Source organism: Streptomyces sp. WI03-4A (assembly GCF_033792105.1).
Lineage (GTDB): Bacteria > Actinomycetota > Actinomycetes > Streptomycetales > Streptomycetaceae > Streptomyces > Streptomyces collinus_A.
The window spans coordinates 456,182-477,518 of the sequence record NZ_JARAUO010000001.1 but is presented as its reverse complement, the minus strand read 5'-3'; the positions used below and the strand labels follow the sequence as shown (position 1 = coordinate 477,518).

The following is a 21,337-nucleotide window of genomic DNA, read 5'->3' as shown; positions in this document are numbered from 1 at the left end:
TCAACCCTCCCGCGCCGCGGCGCACACCGCGCGCGCGATCCGTGCCACGTCCGCGTCACCGGTGACGTACGGCGGCATCGTGTAGACCAGATCGCGGAACGGGCGCAGCCACACGCCCTCCCGCACGGCGGCTCGGGTGGCCGCGGCCATGTCCACCTCGTGGTCGAGCTGGACCACCCCGATGGCGCCCAGCACCCGGACGTCCTTCACACCCGGCAGGTCCGCGGCCGGGGCGAGCCCCTCGCGCAGACCCGTCTCGATCCGCGCGACCTCCGCGCGCCAGTCCTGGCCGAGCAGCAGCCCGATCGAGGCGCAGGCCACGGCGGCCGCCAGCGGATTGCCCATGAACGTCGGCCCGTGGGCCAGCACGGGCACCTCGCCGCGCGAGATGCCGTCCGCGACCCGCGCGGTGCACAGCGTGGCCGCCATCGTCAGATAACCGCCGGTCAGCGCCTTGCCCACGCACATCACGTCCGGCGTGACGGCGGCGTGCTCCGCGGCGAAGAGCTGACCCGTGCGACCGAATCCGGTGGCGATCTCGTCGAAGACCAGCAGCACGTCGTGCGCGTCGCACGCCTCGCGCAGCACCCGCAGGTACGCGGGGGAGTGGAACCGCATCCCGCCCGCGCCCTGCACCACCGGCTCCACGACCACCGCGGCCAGCTCGTCCGCGTGCCGCTCGATCGCCGAGCGCAGCAGCTCGGCGTACGACTCCTCGTACTCGGCCGGGGGCGCGCCCACGAACACCTGGCGCGGCAGCACACCGGTCCACAGCTCGTGCATCCCGCCGTCGGGATCGCACACCGACATCGGCTGCCAGGTGTCGCCGTGGTAGCCGCCCCGCCAGGTCAGCAGCCGCTGCTTGCCGGGCCGGCCGAGCGAACGCCAGTACTGCAGGCACATCTTCACGGCGACCTCGACCGACACCGATCCGGAGTCGGCCAGGAACACATGCTCGAGACCGTCGGGCGACATGTCGACAAGGAGCTTCGCCAGGCGTACGGCGGGCTCGTGCGTGAGCCCGCCGAACATGACGTGGCTCATCCGCCCGAGCTGCTCGTGCGCGGCCTCGTTGAGCACGGGGTGGTTGTAGCCGTGGATCGCCGACCACCACGAGGACATGCCGTCGACCAGCTCGCCCGCACCGTCGGCGAGCCGCAGCCGGACCCCGCTCGCCGACTCCACGACGAGCGGTTCGGCACGCCCGGGCATCGGACCGTACGGATGCCACACGTGCCGCCGGTCCAGCTCCAGCAGCTCGGACACGTCCGGGCCGGACAGCTCAGGCATTGGGCGCGAGGTCCGTTCCGGCACCGCGGCGGCGCACGGCGACGAGGTCGGTGCGCGGCTCGGCGGCCGCGGCGGGCACCACGGCCGTACCGGGGGCGTCCGCAGCCTCGTGCGAGCCGCAGACGGACCCGCAGCCGGCGCTCTCGTGCGATCCGCAGCCCGCCCCCTCGGGCGATCCGCACCCGGCGCTCTCGTGCGACCCGCAACCGCCCTGTGCGGCCGCCGCGCGGTGCTCCGGCAGGGTGACCTCGCCGGCGCCCTCCACCTCGAACCCGGCGTCCGCGATCATCTCCAGGTCGGCCTTGCCCGCCTGGCCCTCGCTGGTCAGGTAGTCGCCGAGGAAGATGGAGTTGGCCAGGTGCAGCGCGAGCGGCTGCATCGTGCGCAGATGGACCTCGCGGCCGCCCGCGATGCGCACCTCCACGTCCGGGCAGACGAAGCGGACCATCGCGAGGATGCGCAGGCAGCGCTGCGGGGTGAGGTTCCACTCCTTGGCGAGCGGGGTCCCCTCGAACGGGATCAGGAAGTTCACCGGCACCGAGTCCGGGTCGAGTTCGCGCAGCGAGAAGACGACGTCGACCAGGTCCTCGTCGGTCTCGCCCATGCCGGCGATCAGACCCGAGCAGGCGGACAGACCGGCGGCGTGCGCCTTCTGCACCGTGTCCACCCGGTCGGCGTACGTGTGGGTGGTGGTGATCTCCTCGTAGGTGGCCTCGGAGGTGTTCAGGTTGTGGTTGTAGGCGTCCGCGCCGGCCTCGCGCAGCCGCTCGGCCTGGCCGTCGGAGAGCAGTCCGAGGCACGCGCACACCTCGACGCCCTCGTTCTGGTCCTTGATGGTCTTGATGGTCTCGGAGACCCGGTCCACGTCACGGTCCGTCGGGCCCCGCCCGCTGGCCACCAGGCAGACCCGCTTGGCCCCGCCGGCCAGGCCCGCGGCCGCCGCCTGCGAGGCCTCGTCGGGCTTGAGCCAGGTGTACTTGAGGATGCCGGCGGTGGAGCCGAGCCGCTGCGAGCAGTAGGAGCAGTCCTCCGGACACAGGCCGGACTTCAGGTTGACCAGGTAGTTGAGTTTCACCCGTCGGCCGAACCACTGCCGGCGTACCTTGCCGGCCGCGGCCACCACGTCGAGCAGGTCGTCGTCGGAGGTGGCCAGTACGGCCAGAGCTTCCTCGCGGGTCGGCAGTTCGCGCCGAAGCCCCTTGTCCACCAGCGTGTTCAGCAGGTCCATGAGAGCCGATCCTGTCCTACGGGGCCGCTCCGGGCCAAGGAGAGTTTGCACAACAGTGGCACTTCGACGTGTGGGTATTGCCACACCGTGGGCGGCCGGGCGTGCCGCTAGTGTCTGTCCGCTACCTACAAAAGCCCGGAGGACCCATGGCGTTCGGCTGGATCGACGAGCAGGCCGAGGCGCGGCGCCGCGCGGGACTCGTACGGACCCTGCGCCCGCGCCCCGCCGACTCGCCGCTGCTGGACCTGGCGAGCAACGACTACCTGGGCCTGGCGCACCACCCCGAGGTCACCGAGGGCGCGGCCGCCGCCGCCCGGACCTGGGGCGGCGGTTCCACCGGTTCCCGGCTGGTCACCGGCACCACCGAGCTGCACACGGAGCTGGAGCGCGAGCTGGCGGACTTCTGCGGCTTCGAGGCGGCCCTGGTCTTCTCCTCCGGCTACGCCGCCAACCTGGCCGCCGTCACCGCGCTGGGCCCGCACGGATCGCTCGTGGTGTCCGACGCCGGCAACCACGCCTCCCTCATCGACGGCTGCCGGCTGGCCCGGGGCGCCACCCAGGTGGTCGGGCACGCCGACCCGCGGGCCGTGGCCAAGGCGCTCGGCACGCACGAGGGCGAGGCGATCGTCGTCTCCGACACCGTCTTCTCCGTCGACGGGGACGCGGCTCCGCTGGCCGCGCTGGCCGAGGTGTGCCGGGAGCACGGCGCCGGTCTCGTGGTGGACGACGCCCACGGCCTGGGTGTGCTGGGAGACGGCGGCCAGGGCGCCCCGTACGCGGCCGGCCTGGCGGGCGCGCCGGACGTGGTGGTCACGGTCACGCTGTCGAAATCGCTGGGCAGCCAGGGCGGTGCGGTGCTCGGTCCGGCCCGGGTGATCGATCATCTGGTCAACGCGGCCCGGACGTTCATCTTCGACACGGGCCTCGCCCCGGCCGCCGCGGGGGCGGCGCTGGCGGCGCTCCGGCTGCTGCGGCGCGAACCGGCGCGGGCCGCGCGGGCCCGCGCGGTCGCCGCGGAACTGCACGCACGGCTGACCGCCGCGGGACACGAGGCGGTACGTCCGGACGCCGCGGTGGTCTCCGTGCGGGCTCCGTCCCCGGAGCAGGCGGTGCGCTGGGCGGCCGACTGCCGCACTGCGGGCCTGGCCGTGGGCTGCTTCCGTCCTCCTTCCGTGCCCGACGGCATCTCACGGCTGAGGCTGACCGCCCGCGCGGACCTGTCCGGGGCCGAGATCGAACGCGCTGTACGTGTGATCGGCGAAACACGACCATGAGTCGGCGTGACACGGCCGGGCATCGCGCGAGTGTGATCGGAATTGACCGATAGGTATCGGTCAGGACCGGTCACGATCGGCGGAGATCGGTAAGGGTCAGTCGGCTGACAGTGGGCGGGCTCAGTGGAGCGTGGCCGTGAAGCCGACCCAGCTCCCCGCTGAGAAGAGCAGCGCGGGCCCGGACGGGTTCTTGGAGTCGCGCACGGCGAGCAGTCCGGCCCAGGGACCGGAGCGCGGCCGGGCCGTCTCCACGCAGTTGTTCGCTCCCGTGCTGTAGCTGCTGCGCAGCCAGCGCACGTCGTGCAGGTCGGTACTGGCAGGGACGTTCCGAGGCAGTGCAGTCATGGTGCCTCCTTACGCGCCGTCACCTATCCCGGCGATGTAATCCAACGAGTCCTGGGGGGAAAGGGCGTGGATCCGAAGGGTGTCGAAGGCCTCCGCGTAGGCCTTGAGGTCTTCTTTCCGTTCCAGGTAGAGGCTACTCGTCAACTGGTCGAGAACAACCACATCCAGATCAGAAGTGCTCGGAAATGAGAAGATAACGAAAGGCCCGGTGAGACCGACATGCGCCCCCGCGCCGAACGGCAGCACCTGGAGCCGTACTTGGGGCAGCCGAGCGGCCTCGAGCAGCCGTTCCAGCTGCCGCGCCATCACCTCGGGCCCGCCGATCTCACGTCTGAGCACCGCCTCGTCCAGTACGGCGCTCAGCTCCAGCGGCGGATCGGCCCGCAGCACGTCCTGCCTGGCCAGCCGCACCTCGACCAGTGCGTCGAGCCGCTCGTCGTCCACGCCGCCGACGGCCGCGCGGGTCACGGCACGCGCGTATTCGGGCGTCTGCAGCAGGCCGGGAACCACCGTCGTCTCCAGGGTGCGCATCCCGCTCGCCTGTGACTCCAGACTGATGAAATCGCGGTAGGTGGGCGGCAGGATCCCCCGGTAGGCGTGCCACCACCGGCTGCGGCCACCGGCCTCCTCGGCCCCCGCCAGCATCAGCAGCAGCTCACGCCGCTGTCCTTCCCGCACCCCGTACGCGTCGAGCAGTAACCGCACATCGGCCGGTTTCACCCCGCTGGCGCCGGTCTCGATACGGCTCACCTTCGACTGGTGCCAGCCCACGAGACGGGCCGCCTCGCCACTGGTGAGCCCCGCCCCGGTGCGCAGCGTGCGCAGTTCGGCGCCCAGTTTGCGGCGCCGCACCGCGGGACCGTTCTGCATGGGCAACTCCTTACTCCTTCCGGGCCGCCCATATACGGTCTCGCGTCGCAGAGTTCACCGCTTTGAGCGACAGATATATGCATATCTTGGTGGATCGCTCCCCCGACCGGCCCGGTGATGGCAGTCTGGCGAAACAGCACCAGTCCGGGACCGTACTCGAACCATCCGCTCCTCGTCGGACTGCGGTCCCGTGGGAAAGGGACGACCTCGCCATGGCAGACCATCTGGAAGCATCCGTCACTCTGCCGAGCGATCCCGCCTCGGTCTCCGCGGCGCGTTCCTACGTGGTGGAAACGCTTGCGGAGTGGGGCCTGCCGTCGGACACCGACGTGGCCGACACCGTGCGGCTCATCGTCTCCGAACTCGCCACCAACGCCGTACAGCACACCTTCGGCCAGTCACCCACCTTCACGGTCGACATCGCGCTGGACCGTGACGAACACCTGCGCATCGGAGTCACGGACAGCCATCCACGCTTCCCGAAGAGACTGCCCGCGGCCGTCCAGCAGGACAACGGGCGCGGCATGGTCATCATCCGCTGGCTCACCGCGGAGTGCGGCGGCAAACTGCGCATCCGCCCCACGCGCGAGGGCGGCAAGACGGTGTCCATCGAACTGCCCTGGAGCATCCCGGCCGAACCGGTCACCACGGCGGGCCAGCAGGAGCCGTAGCCCTGGGAGCCCGCCGAGAGGCCGTCCAGGGACCTCCGTGACGCCTGAACGTCCGAGCGCCGCCCTGGGCCGCCCGCAGGCCGCGGGAGGCGCCGGGACGGCGCTGACGGTGCTCGGAGCGGCCCCGTCGCGGAGCCGCTCCTGCCCTGAGCCAGGGTCAGCTGACCCGGCCGTACCAGACGCTCCTGGTCCAGATCTTCTCCAGCCGTACCACCGACCCGGTCCTCGGCGCGTGCCAGATCTTGTTCTTACCGGCGTAGATGCCCACGTGGTAGACGCTGGACCCCGAGTGGAAGAACACCAGGTCGCCGGCCTTGCGGCTCCTGGCCGAGATGTGGTGCGTCTTGTTGTACTGCTGGGCGGCCGTACGGGGCAGCTTCTTGCCGGCCTTCTTGAACGAGTAGAGCGTCAGCCCCGAGCAGTCGAACCGCCGCGGTCCGGTGGCACCCCAGGCGTACGGGGCGCCCTTCTTGGACGCGGCGATCTGCAGCGCCTTCGTCGCCAGCGTCGCGGCGGAGGCGTCGGTGGCGAGGCCCGGCACCGCGATCGAGCCGCCCACGGCGGCAAGCGTGAGGGCCGAGGCCGTACCGGCCCGGGCCATGAGCGACGGGACACGATTGAGCGCAGTCATGCGCAACCCTTCGTCAGCCGCCTGTGAAGGATGACCTGTCGGATTCGGGCTGGCGAAGTTGCCCGGCCGCGTTGTCGCGGCTTCACCCCAAGGGTTGCTCGGCACGACCGTCCGTCTGCGACGAACGTCCGTCCCGGCGACCCGTCTTGCTCGGGTCCTCCACTCCTGCCGATCCACTCCTGTCGACCGGTCATCCGGGCGGCGGCAGGACTCGGCGTCCGCCCGGACCGCCCCGCCGCGGTGGCGGGGGCTTGTCGTCAGACACGGATCTTCACTCACAGGAGTCGGAAAATCCCAACGCAAACGGCAATTTGTGGCGTTACTCACCACTCACCCGTTCGGGTGGACAGGGCTGTGTTCGAACGACCGTCAGAACCCGCACGTAGCCTCGGACCTGGGGCGGAGCACCCGAGAGGGGGTCCGGAACCCCCCTGTCGCGCAAGTCGGAAGGCCCGAAAAAAGCTCCGGAGATACGCCGGCCGGGGGTACGTCGTTCGGGCCGTTTCAAGCCGCGCACGCGCGGCCCGTCGACAACGGGGCCCGTACGGGCCGGAGATGCGTCCGGATCAGCCGACGCAGTCGGGCGGGAGCGTGACGCGCGCAGTGCGGCGCTCGCCGTCGAGCACCCGCAAAGCGCGTGCCAGCGTGTCCCCGTGCAGCTCCGTCTCGCCCCGTTGGTGCATCAGGGTCAGCGCGTCGCGCAGTTCGACCGCCTTGCGCACCAGGGCCTGTGCCGCGCGCAGCCCGCGGTAGGTGTCCCCGTCCTGGGCCGGGTTGATCCGGCCCAGCAGGTCCACGGCCTCGAGGTAACAGTCGATCAGCTCGCCCTCGGCCCTGGTCAGCGCGGGCAGCGGCGGAAGTTCCGGTGGCAGCATCGGCGGCTCACCCCGCGTGCCCGGTGCCGGGCGTGTCCCTGCGTCCCGGGACCACACCGTCCACCAGGCCGTACGCCCGTGCGCCCGGCGCGTCGAGCACCAGGACCCGCTCCAGGTCCTGGTGCACCCGCCCGGCGGTGCGACCGGTGTGCCGGACCAGCATCTCCTCCATCAGTTCGCGTGCCCGGACCAGTTCCCGGGCCTGGATCAGCAGGTCGCCGGTCTGCCCCTCGACCGGTTCGCGCAGTGCGGGCTGCTCCAGGACGACCCGTGCGCCGGGCAGGGCGAACCGCTTGCCGGGTGTCCCGGCCGCGAGCAGCACGGCGGCGACCGACGCGGCCTGGCCCAGGCAGTAGGTCCGCACGTCGCAGGTGACGTACCGCAGCGTGTCGTAGACCGCCGTCATCGCGCCGAACGAGCCGCCCGGGCAGTTGAGGTAGAGCGTGATGTCCTGTTCCGGGGCCGCGTGTTCGAGCTGCATGAACTGGGCGATGACGTCGCTCGCCGCCGTGTCGTCGAGCGGCGTCCCCAGGAAGACGACCCTGCTCTCGAACAGCTTGCCGTAGGGGTCCAGCGTGCGCGGGCCCGTGCTCGTGCGCTCGGTGAACTCCGGCAGCACATGGCGGGCGGACGGTCGGGTCATGGACATACCCCTCCTCGTGACGGGGCCTCGGACGGCCTCGCATCTGTAAAAAATGTACAGGACGTACGTCATCCTGTGGCCCGGCGCCGCTCGAATTGCCGTCAGGGCATGCTGGTTTGACCACCTGTTAGCGTGCGCGGATGGAAGATCTGGGAAGCGTGGCCTGGCCGCCGGAGCCGATCAGGACCGAGAGGCTCGTACTCCGTGGCCCCGAGGCCCGGGACCGCGCGGCGTTCGTCGAGCTGCTCGCCTCGCCCGAGGTGCACACCTACCTCGGCGGCCCCCGACCGCGTGACGAACTCGAGCGCGGGACGCCGGAGATACCGGAACGGTGGCCCGGGAGCTTCGTCGTCGACCTGGGCGGGTCGATGATCGGGCATGTCCTGCTGAGGAGAGCGACCGGCCACCGCCGCCCGGCCGCCGCCGGGAAGGTCGATCTCGGCTACCTGTTCCTGCCGGAGGCGTGGGGACGCGGTTACGCCGCCGAGGCCTGCGCGGCGGCGCTCGACTGGCTCGCCGGCGTCCTCCCCGGGGAGCCGGTGGTCCTCACCACCCAGACCGCCAACACCGCGTCGATGCGCCTGGCGGCGAAACTGGGATTCACCGAACTGGAACGCTTCGAGGCCTGGGACGCCGAACAGTGGCTCGGGATGCGGTCCTCGCTCCAGGGGTAGCTCTGACCTGCGCTTTCCCTTCTTCGTCGGGCTCTCACGGAACGTGGGGGTGGCCCGTAAGCTAGGGGTATGGCCTATGAGATTCCGGTGACGCAAGCCAGGGCTGAGCTCGCCGAGCTGATCAATCGGGTGGTGTACGGCGGTGAGCGAGTCGTCGTGACCCGGCACGGCAAGCCGCTGGTCGCGCTGGTGTCCGCCGCCGACCTGGAGCGGCTCGACGCGCTCGACGAGTCGGCGGGGGAGCAGGTCGCCAGTTCCGTGTCCGGGGTCCGGGAGGTCGCGCCCGCGGCCCGGGAGCGGCAGCGCTTCGGCATCGCGGCCGAGCACCGGGGGCCCGGCGTCTCCTAGCGGGGAGAGCCCGTCGGGGCGGGGTATGGGGGCGGCCATCGTGCGGTCATGTGATGATCAAGGTCTGGTTAACGTCGCCGAAACTCCGGCGAACTAGCCTGCCGCTCCACGCCATCAGGGGTTCTTCTGCTCGTGTTGCTCCCGGTCGGGCACGTATGTCCGTGTGTTACACCTGTCCCCGTCGTGATGGCTGCGGCAACCGGACCCCGCACGGTCCGGAGCAAGGACGGTGAGGTGGGACGTGCAACTGACCCCGCACGAGCAAGAGCGGCTGCTGATCCACGTGGCGGCCGACGTGGCCGAGAAGCGCAGGGCCCGCGGTCTGCGGCTCAACCACCCCGAAGCGGTCGCCCTCATCACGTCGCACATCCTGGAGGGCGCGCGCGACGGCCGTACCGTCGCGGAGCTGATGTCCTCCGGCCGCAGGCTGCTCACCCGGGACGACGTCATGGACGGCATCCCCGAGATGATCCACGACGTCCAGGTAGAGGCCACCTTCCCGGACGGCACGAAGCTCGTCACCGTGCACGAGCCGATCGTCTGAGGGGGCCGCGATGATTCCGGGAGAAGTCCTCTTCGCCGACGGCCCGGTCGTCTGCAACGCGGGCCGTGAGGCCAGCCGGCTGACCGTGCTCAACGCCGCCGACCGGCCCGTCCAGGTCGGTTCCCACTACCACTTCGCCGAGGCCAACCCCGGTCTGGAGTTCGACCGGGAGGCCGCGCACGGCAAGCGGCTGAACGTGGCCGCCGGCACCGCCGTGCGCTTCGAGCCCGGCATCCCCGTCGAGGTGGAACTCGTGCCCCTGGCCGGCGCCCGGATCGTGCCCGGACTGCGCGGCCGGACGGGAGGTGCCCTCGATGCATGAGATCTCCCGCGCCGCCTACGCCGACCTGTTCGGCCCCACCACGGGCGACCGCATCCGGCTCGCCGACACCGACCTGCTGATCGAGATCGAGGAGGACCTCGCCGGCGGACCCGGACGCGCCGGTGACGAGGTGGTCTTCGGGGGCGGCAAGGTCATCCGCGAGTCCATGGGCCAGTCCCGCGCCACCCGCGCCGAGGGCACCCCCGACACCGTCGTCACCGGCGTGGTCGTCGTCGACCACTGGGGCGTCGTCAAGGCCGACGTCGGCATCCGCGACGGCCGGATCACCGGCATCGGCAAGGCCGGCAACCCCGACACCATGGACGGCGTCCACCCCGACCTGGTCATCGGCCCCGAGACCGAGATCATCGCCGGCAACGGGCGCATCCTCACCGCCGGTGCCATCGACGCGCACGTCCACTTCATCTGCCCCCAGGTCGCCGACGAGGCGCTGGCCTCCGGCATCACCACCCTGGTCGGCGGCGGCACCGGGCCCGCCGAGGGCTCCAAGGCGACCACCGTGACGCCCGGCCCCTGGCACCTGGCCCGGATGCTGGAGGCGATGGAGGCCTACCCTGTCAACGTCGGCTTCCTCGGCAAGGGCAACACCGTCTCGCACGAGGCGATGCTCTCGCAGATCCGCGGCGGCGCCCTCGGGCTGAAGCTGCACGAGGACTGGGGGTCCACCCCGGCCGTCATCGACGCCGCGCTCACGGTGGCCGACCGGACCGGCGTCCAGGTCGCCATCCACACGGACACGCTCAACGAGGCGGGCTTCGTCGGCGACACGCTCGCCGCCATCGCCGGCCGGGGCATCCACTCGTACCACACCGAGGGCGCGGGCGGCGGGCACGCGCCGGACATCATGACCGTGGTCTCCCAGCCGAACGTGCTGCCCAGCTCCACCAACCCGACCCGGCCGTTCACCGTCAACACCGCCGAGGAACACCTCGACATGCTGATGGTGTGCCACCACCTCAACCCCGCCGTCCCGGAGGACCTGGCGTTCGCCGAGTCGCGGATCAGGCCGTCCACGATCGGCGCCGAGGACATCCTCCACGACCTGGGCGCGATCTCGATCATCTCCTCCGACTCCCAGGCGATGGGCCGCGTCGGCGAGGTCGTCCTGCGCACCTGGCAGACCGCGCACGTCATGAAGCGGCGCCGGGGCGCGCTGCCCGGTGACGGGCGCGCGGACAACCACCGGGTACGGCGCTACGTCGCCAAGTACACGATCAACCCCGCGCTCGCCCAGGGCCTCGCCCACGAGATCGGCTCCGTCGAGACCGGCAAGCTCGCCGACCTGGTGCTGTGGGAGCCCGCGTTCTTCGGGGTCAAACCGCTCTTGGTGATCAAGGGGGGCCAGATCGCGTACGCGCAGATGGGCGACGCCAACGCCTCCATCCCCACCCCGCAGCCCGTCCTGCCCCGGCCGATGTACGGCGCCATCGGGCGGGCCCCTGCCGCCAACTCGGTCAACTTCGTGGCCCGCCTGGCCCTCGAGGACGGGCTGCCGGAGCGGCTGCGGCTGGTCAAGCGGTTCACCGCGATCGAGTCGACGCGCGCCGTGACCAAGGCGGACATGCGGGAGAACGACGCGCTACCGCAGGTGCGGATCGACCCCGACAGCTTCGCCGTGCACATCGACGGCGAACTGGTCGAGGCGGAGCCGGCCGCCGAACTGCCCATGGCCCAGCGCTACTTCCTCTTCTGATGGGCAGGGCAGCACTGCTCGTCCTGGCCGACGGCCGCTTCCCCGCCGGAGGGCACGCGCACTCCGGCGGGGCGGAGGCCGCCGTACGCGCGGGACGGATCACCCGCGCCGCGGACCTGGAGGACTACTGCCGGGGCCGACTGCACACCGCGGGACTCGTCGCCGCCGCCCTGGCGGCCGCCGCCGTGCTCGGGGCGGACCCGGCCGAGCTGGACGCGGCGGCGGACGCCCGCACCCCCTCACCCGCGCTGCGGTCCGCCGCGCGCAGGCTCGGCCGGCAGCTGACGCGGGCCGCGCGGGTCTGCTGGCCGTCCGCCGAACTGGACGCCCTGGCGGCGCGGTTCCCGAAGGGGGCGCACCAGCCGGTGGTGCTCGGGCTCACCGCCCGGGCGGCCGGGCTCGGGCCGGACGACGCGGCGTACTGCGCGGCGTACGAGAGCGTGAGCGGGCCCGCGACGGCCACGGTCCGGCTGCTGAGCCTCGACCCGTTCGACGCGACCGGGGTGCTGGCCCGGCTGGCACCCGAGCTGGACCGGGTCGTGGACACGGCGGTCGACGCGGCCCGCCGAGCCGTCGACGGGGGCACCGACGCGCTGCCGGCCGCCTCCGGGCCCCTGACGGAGATCGGCGCCGAGTGGCACGCGACCTGGCCCGTGCGCCTGTTCGCGTCCTAGCCGGACGCCGGGCCGACGGCGGTACGGCAGCGGGGTTCCGCCTGTCCGGCAGCAGGGCCCCGGCTGTCCGGCAGCCGGCCCCTCGTCGGTCCGGCAGTTGAGCCCCCGCGGGTCACCGTCACCGCCCCACGACCTCCGCCCCCGATCCCCACCGGCGCCCCCACCACCCTCTGCCCGCCCCACCCCCCGATCGGAGCCCCCATGCATCTCGACCACACCCACCACGGCCCCTCCGCCGTCAGCGCCGATGCCCGTCGCCCGGACGGATCCCGTCGTGCGCTGCGGATCGGGCTCGGCGGGCCCGTCGGGTCCGGGAAGACCGCCACCGTCGCCGCGCTGTGCCGGGAGCTGCGCGACGAGCTGTCCCTGGCCGTCGTCACCAACGACATCTACACCCGCGAGGACGCCGAGTTCCTCCTCCGGGAGGCCGTGCTGCCGCCCGAGCGGATCACGGCCGTGGAGACCGGCGCCTGCCCGCACACCGCGATCCGCGACGACATCTCCGCCAATCTGGAAGCCGTGGAGGACCTGGAGGACGAGGTCGGGCCGTTGGACCTGATCCTCGTCGAGTCCGGCGGCGACAACCTCACCGCCACCTTCTCCAGGGGACTGGTGGACGCGCAGATCTTCGTGATCGACGTCGCCGGCGGCGACGACATCCCGCGCAAGGGCGGCCCCGGCGTCACCACCGCCGACCTGCTGGTCGTCAACAAGACCGACCTCGCGCCGTACGTCGGGTCCGACCTCGCCCGGATGGCCGCCGACGCCAAGGCGCAGCGAGCCGAACTCCCGGTGATCCTCCAGTCGTTGCGGGGCGGTACCGGGGTCGCGGACGTCGCCGCCTGGGTCCGGGGGCGGCTGGCCGCGTGGACCGCGTGACGGCCGGGGTCACGGCCCACGCGCGGATCGTCGCCCGCGCCGACGGACGCGGCGGTACGGCGCTGCCCGTGCTGGACGGCGACGGCCCGCTGGCCCTGCGCCGCACCCGGGGCAGCGGCGACGAGGCCCGGGTGATGGTCGTCGGGGCGATGAGCGGCCCGCTCGGCGGTGACCGGTTCACGCTGGAGGCCCGGGTGGAGCAGGGCGCGCGGCTGCGCGTCGGATCGGCCGCGGCCACCATCGCGCTGCCCGGCCAGGCCAAGGGAGAGGCCCGCTACGACGTACGGCTGGACGTCGCCGACGGTGCGGAACTGCGGTGGACACCTGAACAGTTGATCTCGGCCGGGAACAGCGACCTGCGCGTCACCACCCGGGCCGAGGTCGGTTCCGGGGGACGGCTGGTGCTGCGCGAGGAGCAGGTGCTGGGCCGGGCCGGGGAGCGGCCGGGACGGCTCACCAGCCGGCTCACGCTGCGGGTCGCGGGCCGGACCGTGCTGGACCAGGAACTGGCCTGCGGGCCCGGCGCGCCGGGCGGCTGGGACGGTCCCGCCGTGCTCGCCGGGCACCGCTCGGTGGGGCAGCTCGTCGTCGTACGGCCGGAGTTCGCCGATCGGCCGATCGCCGCGAGGATGCTGGGGGAGTGCGCCGCCCTGGTGCCGCTGCCCGGACCGGCCGTGCTCGTCAGCGTCGTCGCCCCCGACGCGCTGACACTGCGCCGGCTGCTGGAACGGGCGCTGACCTCCCTCGATCGGGGGAATGAGCCCCATCGGACGTGATCATCCGTTTATCGGATTGGTAAAGATGGTCGACGACCCCTGTTCTCAGGCACCTCACAGCCGGAAGGATCCCCGGCGGACACCAGAAGCGAAGTAGTAGGGGGAGGGGCCCACTTGAGGGACAACAGACCCAAGAGCCGTCTGCTGGCGCTCGGTTCTGCCGGAGCGCTCGTCACCGCGACCCTGATCGCCGGTGCGGTGTCGGCTCCCGCGGCCAGCGCGGACAGCCGCCACGGCCGTGACCGCGAGGCCCGGGGCGCCGAGATCGCCGCCGCCCGCGCCGCCAAGGCCGGGATCGACTGGCAGGACTGCCCCGCCGACTGGGGGCTCGAGAAGCCCATCCAGTGCGGCTGGGTGAGCGTCCCGATGGACTACGCACACCCGTACGGCAAGCAGATCAAGCTCGCCGTGGACCGTATCGGCAACACCGGGACGGCGAAGGAGCGCCAGGGCGCCCTCGTCTACAACCCGGGCGGCCCCGGCGGCTCCGGTATGCGCTTCCCGCGCCGGGTCACCACCAAGAACGCCGTCTGGGCGAACGTGGCGAAGGCCTACGACTTCGTGGGCTTCGACCCGCGCGGTGTCGGCCACTCGGCGCCCATCTCCTGCATTGACCCGCAGGAGTTCGTCAAGGCGCCCAAGGCCGACCCGGTGCCGGACAGCGAGGCGGACAAGAAGGCGCAGCGCAAGCTGGCCCGCGAGTACGCCGAGGGCTGCGGTGAGCGCAGCGGCGCGATGCTGCCGCACATGACGACGCCCAACACCGCCCGCGACCTCGACGTCGTCCGGGCCGCGCTGGGCGAGAAGAAGCTCAACTACCTGGGCGTCTCCTACGGCACCTACCTCGGCGCGGTCTACGGCACGCTCTTCCCGGGCCACCTGCGCCGCATGGTCGTGGACAGCGTGGTCAACCCCGCGCGCGAGAACATCTGGTACCAGGCCAACCTGGGTCAGGACATCGCGTTCGAGGGCCGCTGGAAGGACTGGGAGGACTGGGTCGCCGCGAACGACGCCGCCTTCCACCTCGGCACCACCCGCGCCGCGGTCCAGGCCAAGTGGCTGGAGCTGCGCGCCACCGCCAAGAAGAGCCCCCTCGGCGGGGTCGTCGGGCCGGCCGAGCTGATCTCGTTCTTCCAGAGCGCGCCGTACTACGACTCCTCGTGGGTGCCGGTCGCCAGCGTCTTCAGCAAGTACGTCGCCGGCGACACCCAGGCGCTCGTCGACGCCGCCGCCCCGGACCTGTCGGACACCGCGGGCAACGCCGCGTCGGAGAACAGCAACGCCGTCTACACCGCGGTCGAGTGCGCCGACGCCAAGTGGCCCACCAGCTGGCGGAAGTGGGACCGGGACAACACCCGGCTCAACAAGGACTACCCGTTCATGACCTGGGCCAACGCCTGGATGAACCTGCCTTGTGCCACCTGGCCGGCGAAGCAGCAGAACCCGCTGGACGTCAAGACGCACCGCGGCCTGCCGCCGGTGCTGATCGTGCAGTCCACGCGTGACGCGGCCACCCCGTACGAGGGTGCCGTCGAACTGCACAAGCGCTTCAAGGGCTCCCGCCTGATCACCGAGAAGGACGCGGGTTCCCACGGTGTGACCGGTCTGGTCAACCCGTGCATCAACGACCGGGTGGACGCCTACCTGGTCGGCGGCAAGCTGGACACCTCCGACGTGACCTGCGCGCCGCACGCCACGCCCAAGCCGTAACCCGCTCGGGTACGGCGACGAGGGGCGGCCGGGCTCTCCGGCCGCCCCTTCGTCATGCGCCCGCCCGCCAGGCGTCCTCGGCCGCGTAGTCGAAGGCGTCCGGGTAGGCCCGGGCCATCAGTGGGAAGCACTCCCGCCAGTCCCGGCCGCGCACCACGCCGGTCAGCCACCCGACCGTCGCCGGCAGGCTGTCCTCGTACGACACCACGGGCCGGTAGCCCAGCTCCCGCTCGGCTGCGGACATGTCACAGACGAGTGGCAGCGGCACCGACCACGGGCTCGCGCCCACGGTCCCGCCGGGCGGCGGCCCGTCCACGAGCGTGGTCCGCGTCCGCACCCCCATGACCGCGTCGACGGCCGACCCGATGCCGGCCACCGACGGCGCCTCGGGGTCGACGGCGTTGAGCACCCGGGACCCGGGCCGGGCCGCGGCCAGCCGGACCAGTTCGGCGATGTTCAGGGCGCTCGACGGATGGAACCGGCTCTCGCCGCCAAAGGCGAGCACCCGCTCGTCCCGCCCGTCGAGGTTCCGCTTCACGAAGTACAGTTCGCGCGGCAGCGGGCTGTACGGCCCGTGCACGGCGCCCGCCCGCAGCAGGGTCGCGGGCAACGCGTCACCGGCCGCGAGGAGTTCGCGCTCCAGGGCGACCTTGCGGGTGCTGTAGGTCGCCTCGCCCGGCGCCACCGTCGGCTGGCTCTCCGCCACCGGGACCGGATAGACGGGGAAGCCGCCCGGTTCGCCCTGGGTGTCGAAGCCCCGCCCCTCGCCGTCCTCGTAGACGCTCACGCTGGAGACCACCACCGCCGAGCCGATCCGGTCCGCCAGGGCGGTCAGCTGCCGGGCGTGGCCGGCGTCGTAGGCGACCATGTCGACCACCAGATCACAGCCGTCGCCCACCACGGCCGCGAGCGCCGCGTCGTCCGAGCGGTCAAGACGGACCGCGCGCACCCCCGCGTCCCACGACTCGTCCCGGCCGCCGCCCCGCGACGCGGCCGTCACCTCCCAGCCGTCCCGTACCAGCGCGTCCACCACCGGACGGCCGATCTGCCCGCTCGCCCCGATCACCACAGCACGTCTCATGGGGCGACCTTAGGCAGACCCGGCGCCCGCCCCGAAGATCTTCTGCCGACGGCAGAGCCCGGGCCGGGCTCAGCTCCGCCGCGCCCTCGGGAACCTGCGCCCCTTCTTCTTCTCCGCCGCCTGCTCGGCCTTGGCGACGGCCGCGTACTGGTCGACGTACTCCTGCTCGGACAGCGAGAGGATGGCGTACATGATCTCGTCGGTGACGGCCCGCAGGACGGCCTTCTCGTTCTCCATGCCGTCGTAGCGGGAGAAGTCCAGCGGCTTGCCGAAGCGGATCGCGACGGGGTGGACGTTCGGGATGACCTTGCCGGGCGGCTGCGCCTCGAAGGTGCCGATCATCGCGCAGGGCACCACCGGCACCCCGGCCTTCAGCGCCATCACGGCGACCCCGACCTTGCCCTTGTAGAGCCGTCCGTCGTGGGACCGGGTCCCCTCCGGGTAGATGCCCAGCAGCTCGTCCTTGGCGAGCACGCCGAGCCCCTCGCGGATCGCGGCCTGCCCCGCCTCCTTGCCGGACCGGTCCACCGGGATCTGCCCGGCGCTGCGGAAGAAGAACGCGGTGAGGCGCCCCTTGACGCCCGGTCCGGTGAAGTACTCCGCCTTGGCGAGGAAGGTGATGCGCCGCTTGAGGATCGCCGGCATCAGGAAGTGGTCGGAGAAAGAGAGGTGGTTCCCGGCGACGATGGCGGCCCCCGACGCCGGCACGTTCTCCAGTCCCTCGATCCGGGGGCGGAAGACCAGTCTCAGCAGGGGTCCCAGCAGGACGTACTTGAGCAGGTAGTAGAACAAGGAGTCGCTCCTCACTCTGGCGGATCGCCTCGACCGCCGCGTTCTCGCACGTCAACCGGCTTCTGCTGGGGTGTCAGTGTAAGGGCAGGGGCAGTCGCGGGGAACCGCCTCCGGCCGTGCCCGTGCGAGGGCCGGCCATCCTTCGGGCATGTGTCGGCTACGTGTCCTGACAGGCCGTCCGCTCGAACTCGGCCAGGGAGACGGTGACCCCTGACTCGTCGCCGTCGGCGGAGACGCGGTCGTAGCGGACCTGCCCGGGGGTGAGCCGGTCGCGGTCGGCCAGGGTGAAGGAGACGTCGCCCGAGGACCACGAGTCGTCCTTGGTCCAGCCGTAGAGCGCGTAGGAGGTCCGGGGGGTCAGCGGGCGGTGCCACCTCGTCGCCCGCCACCCGGGGGACGGGGATTCGATGGACCAGGTGGTGAGGCCGGCCGGGAGGGGGCGGTCGGCGGTCCACGAACGGACCGTCACCGCGCGGTCGGAGTCGTCGCTGTCCACGTACAGGGTCGCGCCGTCGATCCGGTGCCCGCAGACCATCATGACGCCGAGCAGCCGGCCGTCGCCGGTCACGGAGATCCCTGCGACGGCGTCGACGGGAACCGTGCACCCCGAAGTCACGGTCAGAGCGGCGCAGAGCGCGACGGCCGCGGTGACGGCTCGCGTCAGCCGCCGCGATGGTCGCCGCGACACCCGCCGGGCAAGCAGTCCCGAGAACGTCGCCCGCATGGAGCCCCCTACCCCTCGGGGGAACTCTCTTCGCCCGCCCCCTGTACGCCCCGATCCTAGGAGCGGCCCGACCGGGGCGGCCGGGCAGCCGTCCAGCCGTTGCGCCCTCGTTGCGGCCCCGTGTCCGTCGGCCGTGACGGCGGGGACGACGGTCCGTCACCCGAAGGGCCCAGGGAGGCGGACGCCGCGCGGCAGGGCGCGGGCGGCGTCCTTACGGTGGGTCCATGGCGGCGATCGGCGGTGGCGGGAACGGGCGGTGGCTGACGAGCGGGATGCGCAACGCGCTGGGGGCGACCGGACTGTTCGTGCTGTCGGTCGTGGCCGCGTCCATAGTCCCGCACGAGCACCGCTTCTCGCTGCGCTGGCCCGCCCTGCTGCTCGCCGCGCTCGGCTGCTTCGCCCTGCTGTGGCGCCGCAGGCACCCGTTCACCGTGGCGGCCGTGGCGGTCGCCTGCGGGGTCGGGTTCCAGCTCCTCGGATTCCGCGAGAGCCCCCTGGTGACCAGCCCCATCATCGTGTCCGTCTACACGGTCGCGGCCCGCACGGACCGGCGGACCGCCTGGACCATGGCCGCGGCCTCGGCCGCCCTGCTGGTCGGGGCGGACGTGCTGCACGCGCCGGACTCCTGGCTGGAGCCGGACAACGCCGCGCTGCTGGCCTGGACGGCCCTGCCGGCGGCGGTGGGGGACGGGGTGCGCTCGCGCCGCGCCTACGTGGCGGCCGTGGAGGAACGGGCCGAGCACGCCGAGCGGACCCGTGAGCAGGAGGCCCGGCAGCGGGTGGCGGCCGAGCGGGTGCGCATCGCGCGTGAACTGCACGACGTCGTCGCCCACCACATCGCCCTGATCAACGCGCAGGCCGGCGTCGCCGTCCATCTGGGCGAGCGGCGCCCCGGGCAGATACTCGCCGCGCTGAAGGACATCCAGGAGACCAGCCGCTCCGCCCTCGACGAACTGCGCGTCACCGTGGGCCTGTTGCGGCAGTCCGACGATCCCGAGGCGCCGCGTGACCCGATCCCCGGCCTGGCCGAGGTGCCGGCCCTGCTGGCCTCCTTCGAGCGGGCGGGGCTCGCCGTACGGCAGACCCGCGACGGCGTCGTGGAGCCCCTGGCGCCGGCGGTGGACCTGGCCGCGTACCGCATCGTGCAGGAGGCCCTGACCAACGTGCGCAAGCACGCGGCGGCCGACCACGCCCGCCTGTTCCTGCACTACCGCCCGCAGTGGCTGACCATCACCGTCGAGGACGACGGGCGGGCCGGGCCGCACGAGCCCCGCACGGGGACCGGGCACGGGCTCATCGGCATGCGCGAGCGTGCGGCCAGCGTGGGCGGCCGGCTCACCGCGCGGGCCCGGCCCGAGGGCGGCTTCACCGTGACCGCGGAACTGCCGCTGCGACCCGGCTCGGCGACCGGCGAGCCGGTGCCGGGCGGACTGCTGGAGGAGAGACGGGCGTGACGATCCGGGTACTGCTGGCCGACGACCAGGCGCTGCTGCGCGGCACCTTCAGGATGCTGTTCGACTCCGCCGACGACATGGAGACGGTGGGGGAGGCGTCGAACGGCAGGGAGGCCGTGGAACTGGCCACGGCCGAGCGGCCCGACGTGGTCCTCATGGACATCCGCATGCCGGAGCTGGACGGTCTGGACGCCACGCGCCTGATCAGTGAGTCCGACGACCTCGCGGCGGTGAAGGTGCTCATCCTGACCACCTTCGAGAACGACGAGTACGTCGCCCAGGCGCTGCGCGCGGGCGCGAGCGGATTCCTCGGCAAGGGAGCACGGCCCGAGGAGCTGCTCGACGCCGTCCGCACGGTCGCCGCCGGCGAGGCGTTGCTGTCACCCGGGGCCACCCGGGCGCTGATCACACGCTTCCTGGCCCAGCCGGAGCCCTGCTCGACGGTGGTGCACGAGCGGCTGGAGTGCCTGACCCCCCGCGAGCGGGACGTGACCCGGCTCGTCGCCCTCGGGCAGTCGAACGAGGAGATCGCCGAACGTCTGTTCGTCAGCCCGCTGACCGCGAAGACGCACGTCAACCGGGCCATGACCAAGCTCGCCGCCCGCGACCGGGCCCAGCTCGTCGTCATCGCGTACCAGTGCGGACTGGTCAGCACGACGACGGAGCCCGCCGGCTACTGCGCCCGCAGTACCCAGGACTGACTGCGCCGGGACGACGCGCGGAGGGGGGCTCCTGGGCGAGTCTGGAGGCACGACGCAGAGGACTGGTCCGGGCCGGTATCGCCGGACCTCCTCGAAACCCCTTCCGGCGTGTCACAGCACGCCTCGCGTCGTACCACGGAGAGGAGTCGCCCCATGTCCGCTTCCCTCGAGGACTGCCGCGCGTACCGGGACCTGCTGGCCGGTCACGCCCTGAAGCTGCTGACGCCCCCGGAGGCCGCGGCCGTGGTCCCGCACCTGGCGGTCTGCGCCGCGTGCCGCGACGAGTACGACTGCCTCGCCGCCGTGGCCGGGCACCTGGCCACCCTGCGCGAGGCCCTGACCGACGACGGCTCCGAGCGGCGGCCGCGCCATCGCCCGGAGCGCCGGTGCCGCCGCGACGGCTCCGCCCGCAAGTCCCTCGCCGGGTCGCTCACGCTGTCCCAGTGGGTGGACCGCATGGCGTACGTGAGGTGACCGGGCGGACCGTACGTCAGTGGTACGCGTGCACCACGGCGTGCCCCTTGCCGCGGCCGATCATCCACCGGTTCACCGGCGTCGTCAGCGCGAAGGCCAGGACCAGGGACACCACGAGCGAGATCCAGAACAGTGCCTGGGACAGGCCCGCGTCCATGGCGCCGGGAACGCCCACCATCACCGTGTTGTCGATCAGCTCCATCACCGCGATCGACACCGTGTCCGCGGCCAGCGCGACCTTCAGCGCCTGCCGCACGGGAAGCCCGGCGCGCAGGACGCCCCGCATCGTCAGCGCGTAGCCGAAGACGAAGGCCAGGGCGATCGAGACGACGACGGTGCCCGCGTTGCCCAGCCCGGCCGCCGTGCCGATGACCATGCCCAGCACCTCACCGATGGCGCAGCCCGTCAGGCAGTGCAGCGTCGCCTGGGCGGCCGTGCGCCAGGAGGTGCCGGGGGAGTGCCGGCGGTGTGCGTGCCGGTGCTCGTGCTGCGCGTGCTGGTCGCGGCGCTCGTGCCCGTGGTCCGCGTGGCTCTCGTGGTGCCGGTGCTCACTGTGATCCATCGTCGGCCTCCCCGTGTCGGTGTGGTTCACCAGGTGGCAACACTATACCCCTGGGGGGTATTCCGGAGGTGATCGCGCGTG

At 72.4% G+C, this 21,337-nt stretch carries 25 protein-coding genes and 1 riboswitch; of the genes, 14 read left to right on the top strand and 11 right to left on the bottom strand.

Annotation, left to right across the window (positions count from 1 at the left end):
- Together PV343_RS02235 and bioB are read right to left on the bottom strand one after the other, a co-directional pair.
- On the bottom strand, nt 1-1,290 hold the full coding sequence (locus PV343_RS02235) for an adenosylmethionine--8-amino-7-oxononanoate transaminase (protein WP_319145031.1): 1,290 nt from the start codon (nt 1,288-1,290) through the stop codon (nt 1-3).
- Nucleotides 1,283-2,518, bottom strand: a complete 1,236-nt coding sequence (gene bioB, locus PV343_RS02230; protein WP_319145030.1) for a biotin synthase BioB — start codon at nt 2,516-2,518, stop codon at nt 1,283-1,285. Before bioB ends, PV343_RS02235 begins: the two co-directional genes overlap by 8 nt.
- Before the next feature lie 146 nt (nt 2,519-2,664).
- Here bioB and PV343_RS02225 point away from each other — a divergent pair, with 146 nt between their 5' ends.
- Nucleotides 2,665-3,792 carry an 8-amino-7-oxononanoate synthase gene (locus PV343_RS02225; RefSeq protein ID WP_319145029.1) on the top strand — a complete coding sequence of 376 codons (1,128 nt, stop codon included), beginning with the start codon at nt 2,665-2,667 and terminating at the stop codon, nt 3,790-3,792.
- A gap of 120 nt (nt 3,793-3,912) precedes the next feature.
- On the opposite strand, the gene PV343_RS02220 is transcribed toward PV343_RS02225, so the two are convergent.
- On the bottom strand, nt 3,913-4,137 hold the full coding sequence (locus tag PV343_RS02220) for a DUF397 domain-containing protein (RefSeq protein ID WP_319145028.1): 225 nt from the start codon (nt 4,135-4,137) through the stop codon (nt 3,913-3,915).
- Nucleotides 4,138-4,146: 9 nt separating this feature from the next.
- Nucleotides 4,147-5,007 (bottom strand): helix-turn-helix domain-containing protein, encoded by an 861-nt coding sequence (locus PV343_RS02215; protein ID WP_319145027.1) that lies wholly within the window; start codon nt 5,005-5,007, stop codon nt 4,147-4,149.
- 212 nt (nt 5,008-5,219) lie between these two features.
- On the opposite strand from PV343_RS02215, the gene PV343_RS02210 reads away from it, so the two are divergent.
- The gene (locus tag PV343_RS02210; RefSeq protein ID WP_319145026.1) at nt 5,220-5,678 is read left to right on the top strand and encodes an ATP-binding protein; all 459 of its coding nucleotides are present in this window, start codon (nt 5,220-5,222) and stop codon (nt 5,676-5,678) included.
- 157 nt (nt 5,679-5,835) lie between these two features.
- On the opposite strand, the gene PV343_RS02205 is transcribed toward PV343_RS02210, so the two are convergent.
- The 3 genes from PV343_RS02205 to PV343_RS02195 form a co-directional block, all read right to left on the bottom strand.
- Nucleotides 5,836-6,309: a C40 family peptidase gene (locus PV343_RS02205; protein ID WP_319145025.1), complete on the bottom strand. Its 474-nt coding sequence runs from the start codon at nt 6,307-6,309 to the stop codon at nt 5,836-5,838.
- 2 nt (nt 6,310-6,311) lie between these two features.
- Nucleotides 6,312-6,442, bottom strand: a riboswitch (cyclic di-AMP (ydaO/yuaA leader).
- Nucleotides 6,443-6,875: 433 nt separating this feature from the next.
- On the bottom strand, nt 6,876-7,184 hold the full coding sequence (locus tag PV343_RS02200) for a hypothetical protein (protein ID WP_319145024.1): 309 nt from the start codon (nt 7,182-7,184) through the stop codon (nt 6,876-6,878).
- Nucleotides 7,185-7,191: 7 nt separating this feature from the next.
- Nucleotides 7,192-7,827, bottom strand: coding sequence for an ATP-dependent Clp protease proteolytic subunit (locus PV343_RS02195; RefSeq protein WP_319145023.1), 636 nt, complete (start codon nt 7,825-7,827; stop codon nt 7,192-7,194).
- A 140-nt stretch (nt 7,828-7,967) separates the two neighbouring features.
- On the opposite strand from PV343_RS02195, the gene PV343_RS02190 reads away from it, so the two are divergent.
- The 9 genes from PV343_RS02190 (at nt 7,968) to PV343_RS02150 (ending at nt 15,468) form a co-directional block, all read left to right on the top strand.
- On the top strand, nt 7,968-8,501 hold the full coding sequence (locus PV343_RS02190) for a GNAT family N-acetyltransferase (RefSeq protein ID WP_319145022.1): 534 nt from the start codon (nt 7,968-7,970) through the stop codon (nt 8,499-8,501).
- Nucleotides 8,502-8,570: 69 nt separating this feature from the next.
- The gene (locus tag PV343_RS02185; protein ID WP_133920913.1) at nt 8,571-8,849 is read left to right on the top strand and encodes a type II toxin-antitoxin system Phd/YefM family antitoxin; all 279 of its coding nucleotides are present in this window, start codon (nt 8,571-8,573) and stop codon (nt 8,847-8,849) included.
- A 241-nt stretch (nt 8,850-9,090) separates the two neighbouring features.
- The gene (locus PV343_RS02180) at nt 9,091-9,393 is read left to right on the top strand and encodes an urease subunit gamma (protein WP_319145021.1); all 303 of its coding nucleotides are present in this window, start codon (nt 9,091-9,093) and stop codon (nt 9,391-9,393) included.
- A 10-nt stretch (nt 9,394-9,403) separates the two neighbouring features.
- On the top strand, nt 9,404-9,715 hold the full coding sequence (locus PV343_RS02175) for an urease subunit beta (protein ID WP_319145020.1): 312 nt from the start codon (nt 9,404-9,406) through the stop codon (nt 9,713-9,715).
- Nucleotides 9,708-11,429, top strand: a complete 1,722-nt coding sequence (locus PV343_RS02170; protein ID WP_319145019.1) for an urease subunit alpha — start codon at nt 9,708-9,710, stop codon at nt 11,427-11,429. Before PV343_RS02175 ends, PV343_RS02170 begins: the two co-directional genes overlap by 8 nt.
- The gene (locus PV343_RS02165) at nt 11,429-12,103 is read left to right on the top strand and encodes an urease accessory protein UreF (RefSeq protein ID WP_319145018.1); all 675 of its coding nucleotides are present in this window, start codon (nt 11,429-11,431) and stop codon (nt 12,101-12,103) included. Before PV343_RS02170 ends, PV343_RS02165 begins: the two co-directional genes overlap by 1 nt.
- A 201-nt stretch (nt 12,104-12,304) precedes the next feature.
- On the top strand, nt 12,305-12,982 hold the full coding sequence (gene ureG / locus PV343_RS02160; protein ID WP_319145017.1) for an urease accessory protein UreG: 678 nt from the start codon (nt 12,305-12,307) through the stop codon (nt 12,980-12,982).
- Nucleotides 12,970-13,758, top strand: coding sequence for an urease accessory protein UreD (locus PV343_RS02155; protein ID WP_319145016.1), 789 nt, complete (start codon nt 12,970-12,972; stop codon nt 13,756-13,758). Before ureG ends, PV343_RS02155 begins: the two co-directional genes overlap by 13 nt.
- 114 nt (nt 13,759-13,872) lie before the next feature.
- On the top strand, nt 13,873-15,468 hold the full coding sequence (locus tag PV343_RS02150; RefSeq protein WP_319145015.1) for an alpha/beta hydrolase: 1,596 nt from the start codon (nt 13,873-13,875) through the stop codon (nt 15,466-15,468).
- Nucleotides 15,469-15,520: 52 nt separating this feature from the next.
- On the opposite strand, the gene PV343_RS02145 is transcribed toward PV343_RS02150, so the two are convergent.
- The 3 genes from PV343_RS02145 to PV343_RS02135 form a co-directional block, all read right to left on the bottom strand.
- Entirely contained in the window at nt 15,521-16,537 is a 1,017-nt protein-coding gene (locus PV343_RS02145; protein ID WP_319145165.1) for an NAD-dependent epimerase/dehydratase family protein, read from the bottom strand.
- 81 nt (nt 16,538-16,618) lie between these two features.
- Nucleotides 16,619-17,341 (bottom strand): lysophospholipid acyltransferase family protein, encoded by a 723-nt coding sequence (locus PV343_RS02140; protein ID WP_319145014.1) that lies wholly within the window; start codon nt 17,339-17,341, stop codon nt 16,619-16,621.
- 157 nt (nt 17,342-17,498) lie between these two features.
- Nucleotides 17,499-17,909 (bottom strand): hypothetical protein, encoded by a 411-nt coding sequence (locus tag PV343_RS02135; protein WP_319145013.1) that lies wholly within the window; start codon nt 17,907-17,909, stop codon nt 17,499-17,501.
- A gap of 380 nt (nt 17,910-18,289) precedes the next feature.
- Between PV343_RS02135 and PV343_RS02130 the strand changes: the two genes are divergently transcribed.
- From PV343_RS02130 to PV343_RS02120, 3 genes are all read left to right on the top strand, one after another.
- On the top strand, nt 18,290-19,519 hold the full coding sequence (locus PV343_RS02130; RefSeq protein WP_319145012.1) for a sensor histidine kinase: 1,230 nt from the start codon (nt 18,290-18,292) through the stop codon (nt 19,517-19,519).
- A complete protein-coding gene (locus PV343_RS02125) occupies nt 19,516-20,220 on the top strand; it encodes a response regulator transcription factor (RefSeq protein WP_319145011.1) in 705 nt (234 codons plus the stop codon). The genes PV343_RS02130 and PV343_RS02125 overlap by 4 nt, the downstream gene beginning before the upstream one ends.
- Before the next feature lie 153 nt (nt 20,221-20,373).
- On the top strand, nt 20,374-20,694 hold the full coding sequence (locus PV343_RS02120; RefSeq protein WP_319145010.1) for a zf-HC2 domain-containing protein: 321 nt from the start codon (nt 20,374-20,376) through the stop codon (nt 20,692-20,694).
- A gap of 16 nt (nt 20,695-20,710) precedes the next feature.
- Here the strand turns inward: PV343_RS02120 and PV343_RS02115 are convergent, their stop codons facing one another.
- The gene (locus PV343_RS02115; protein WP_319145009.1) at nt 20,711-21,256 is read right to left on the bottom strand and encodes a DUF4396 domain-containing protein; all 546 of its coding nucleotides are present in this window, start codon (nt 21,254-21,256) and stop codon (nt 20,711-20,713) included.
- Nucleotides 21,257-21,337 lie beyond the last annotated feature (81 nt).

What these genes read in the sequence shown, in the direction of transcription:
- PV343_RS02235 (WP_319145031.1), bottom strand. Translation starts at nt 1,290, where the DNA reads ATGCCTGAGCTGTCCGGCCCGGACGTGTCCGAGCTGCTGGAGCTGGAC.
- bioB (WP_319145030.1), bottom strand. Translation starts at nt 2,518, where the DNA reads ATGGACCTGCTGAACACGCTGGTGGACAAGGGGCTTCGGCGCGAACTG.
- PV343_RS02225 (WP_319145029.1), top strand. Translation starts at nt 2,665, where the DNA reads ATGGCGTTCGGCTGGATCGACGAGCAGGCCGAGGCGCGGCGCCGCGCG.
- PV343_RS02220 (WP_319145028.1), bottom strand. Translation starts at nt 4,137, where the DNA reads ATGACTGCACTGCCTCGGAACGTCCCTGCCAGTACCGACCTGCACGAC.
- PV343_RS02215 (WP_319145027.1), bottom strand. Translation starts at nt 5,007, where the DNA reads ATGCAGAACGGTCCCGCGGTGCGGCGCCGCAAACTGGGCGCCGAACTG.
- PV343_RS02210 (WP_319145026.1), top strand. Translation starts at nt 5,220, where the DNA reads ATGGCAGACCATCTGGAAGCATCCGTCACTCTGCCGAGCGATCCCGCC.
- PV343_RS02205 (WP_319145025.1), bottom strand. Translation starts at nt 6,309, where the DNA reads ATGACTGCGCTCAATCGTGTCCCGTCGCTCATGGCCCGGGCCGGTACG.
- PV343_RS02200 (WP_319145024.1), bottom strand. Translation starts at nt 7,184, where the DNA reads ATGCTGCCACCGGAACTTCCGCCGCTGCCCGCGCTGACCAGGGCCGAG.
- PV343_RS02195 (WP_319145023.1), bottom strand. Translation starts at nt 7,827, where the DNA reads ATGACCCGACCGTCCGCCCGCCATGTGCTGCCGGAGTTCACCGAGCGC.
- PV343_RS02190 (WP_319145022.1), top strand. Translation starts at nt 7,968, where the DNA reads ATGGAAGATCTGGGAAGCGTGGCCTGGCCGCCGGAGCCGATCAGGACC.
- PV343_RS02185 (WP_133920913.1), top strand. Translation starts at nt 8,571, where the DNA reads ATGGCCTATGAGATTCCGGTGACGCAAGCCAGGGCTGAGCTCGCCGAG.
- PV343_RS02175 (WP_319145020.1), top strand. Translation starts at nt 9,404, where the DNA reads ATGATTCCGGGAGAAGTCCTCTTCGCCGACGGCCCGGTCGTCTGCAAC.
- PV343_RS02170 (WP_319145019.1), top strand. Translation starts at nt 9,708, where the DNA reads ATGCATGAGATCTCCCGCGCCGCCTACGCCGACCTGTTCGGCCCCACC.
- PV343_RS02165 (WP_319145018.1), top strand. Translation starts at nt 11,429, where the DNA reads ATGGGCAGGGCAGCACTGCTCGTCCTGGCCGACGGCCGCTTCCCCGCC.
- ureG (WP_319145017.1), top strand. Translation starts at nt 12,305, where the DNA reads ATGCATCTCGACCACACCCACCACGGCCCCTCCGCCGTCAGCGCCGAT.
- PV343_RS02130 (WP_319145012.1), top strand. Translation starts at nt 18,290, where the DNA reads ATGGCGGCGATCGGCGGTGGCGGGAACGGGCGGTGGCTGACGAGCGGG.
- PV343_RS02120 (WP_319145010.1), top strand. Translation starts at nt 20,374, where the DNA reads ATGTCCGCTTCCCTCGAGGACTGCCGCGCGTACCGGGACCTGCTGGCC.
- PV343_RS02115 (WP_319145009.1), bottom strand. Translation starts at nt 21,256, where the DNA reads ATGGATCACAGTGAGCACCGGCACCACGAGAGCCACGCGGACCACGGG.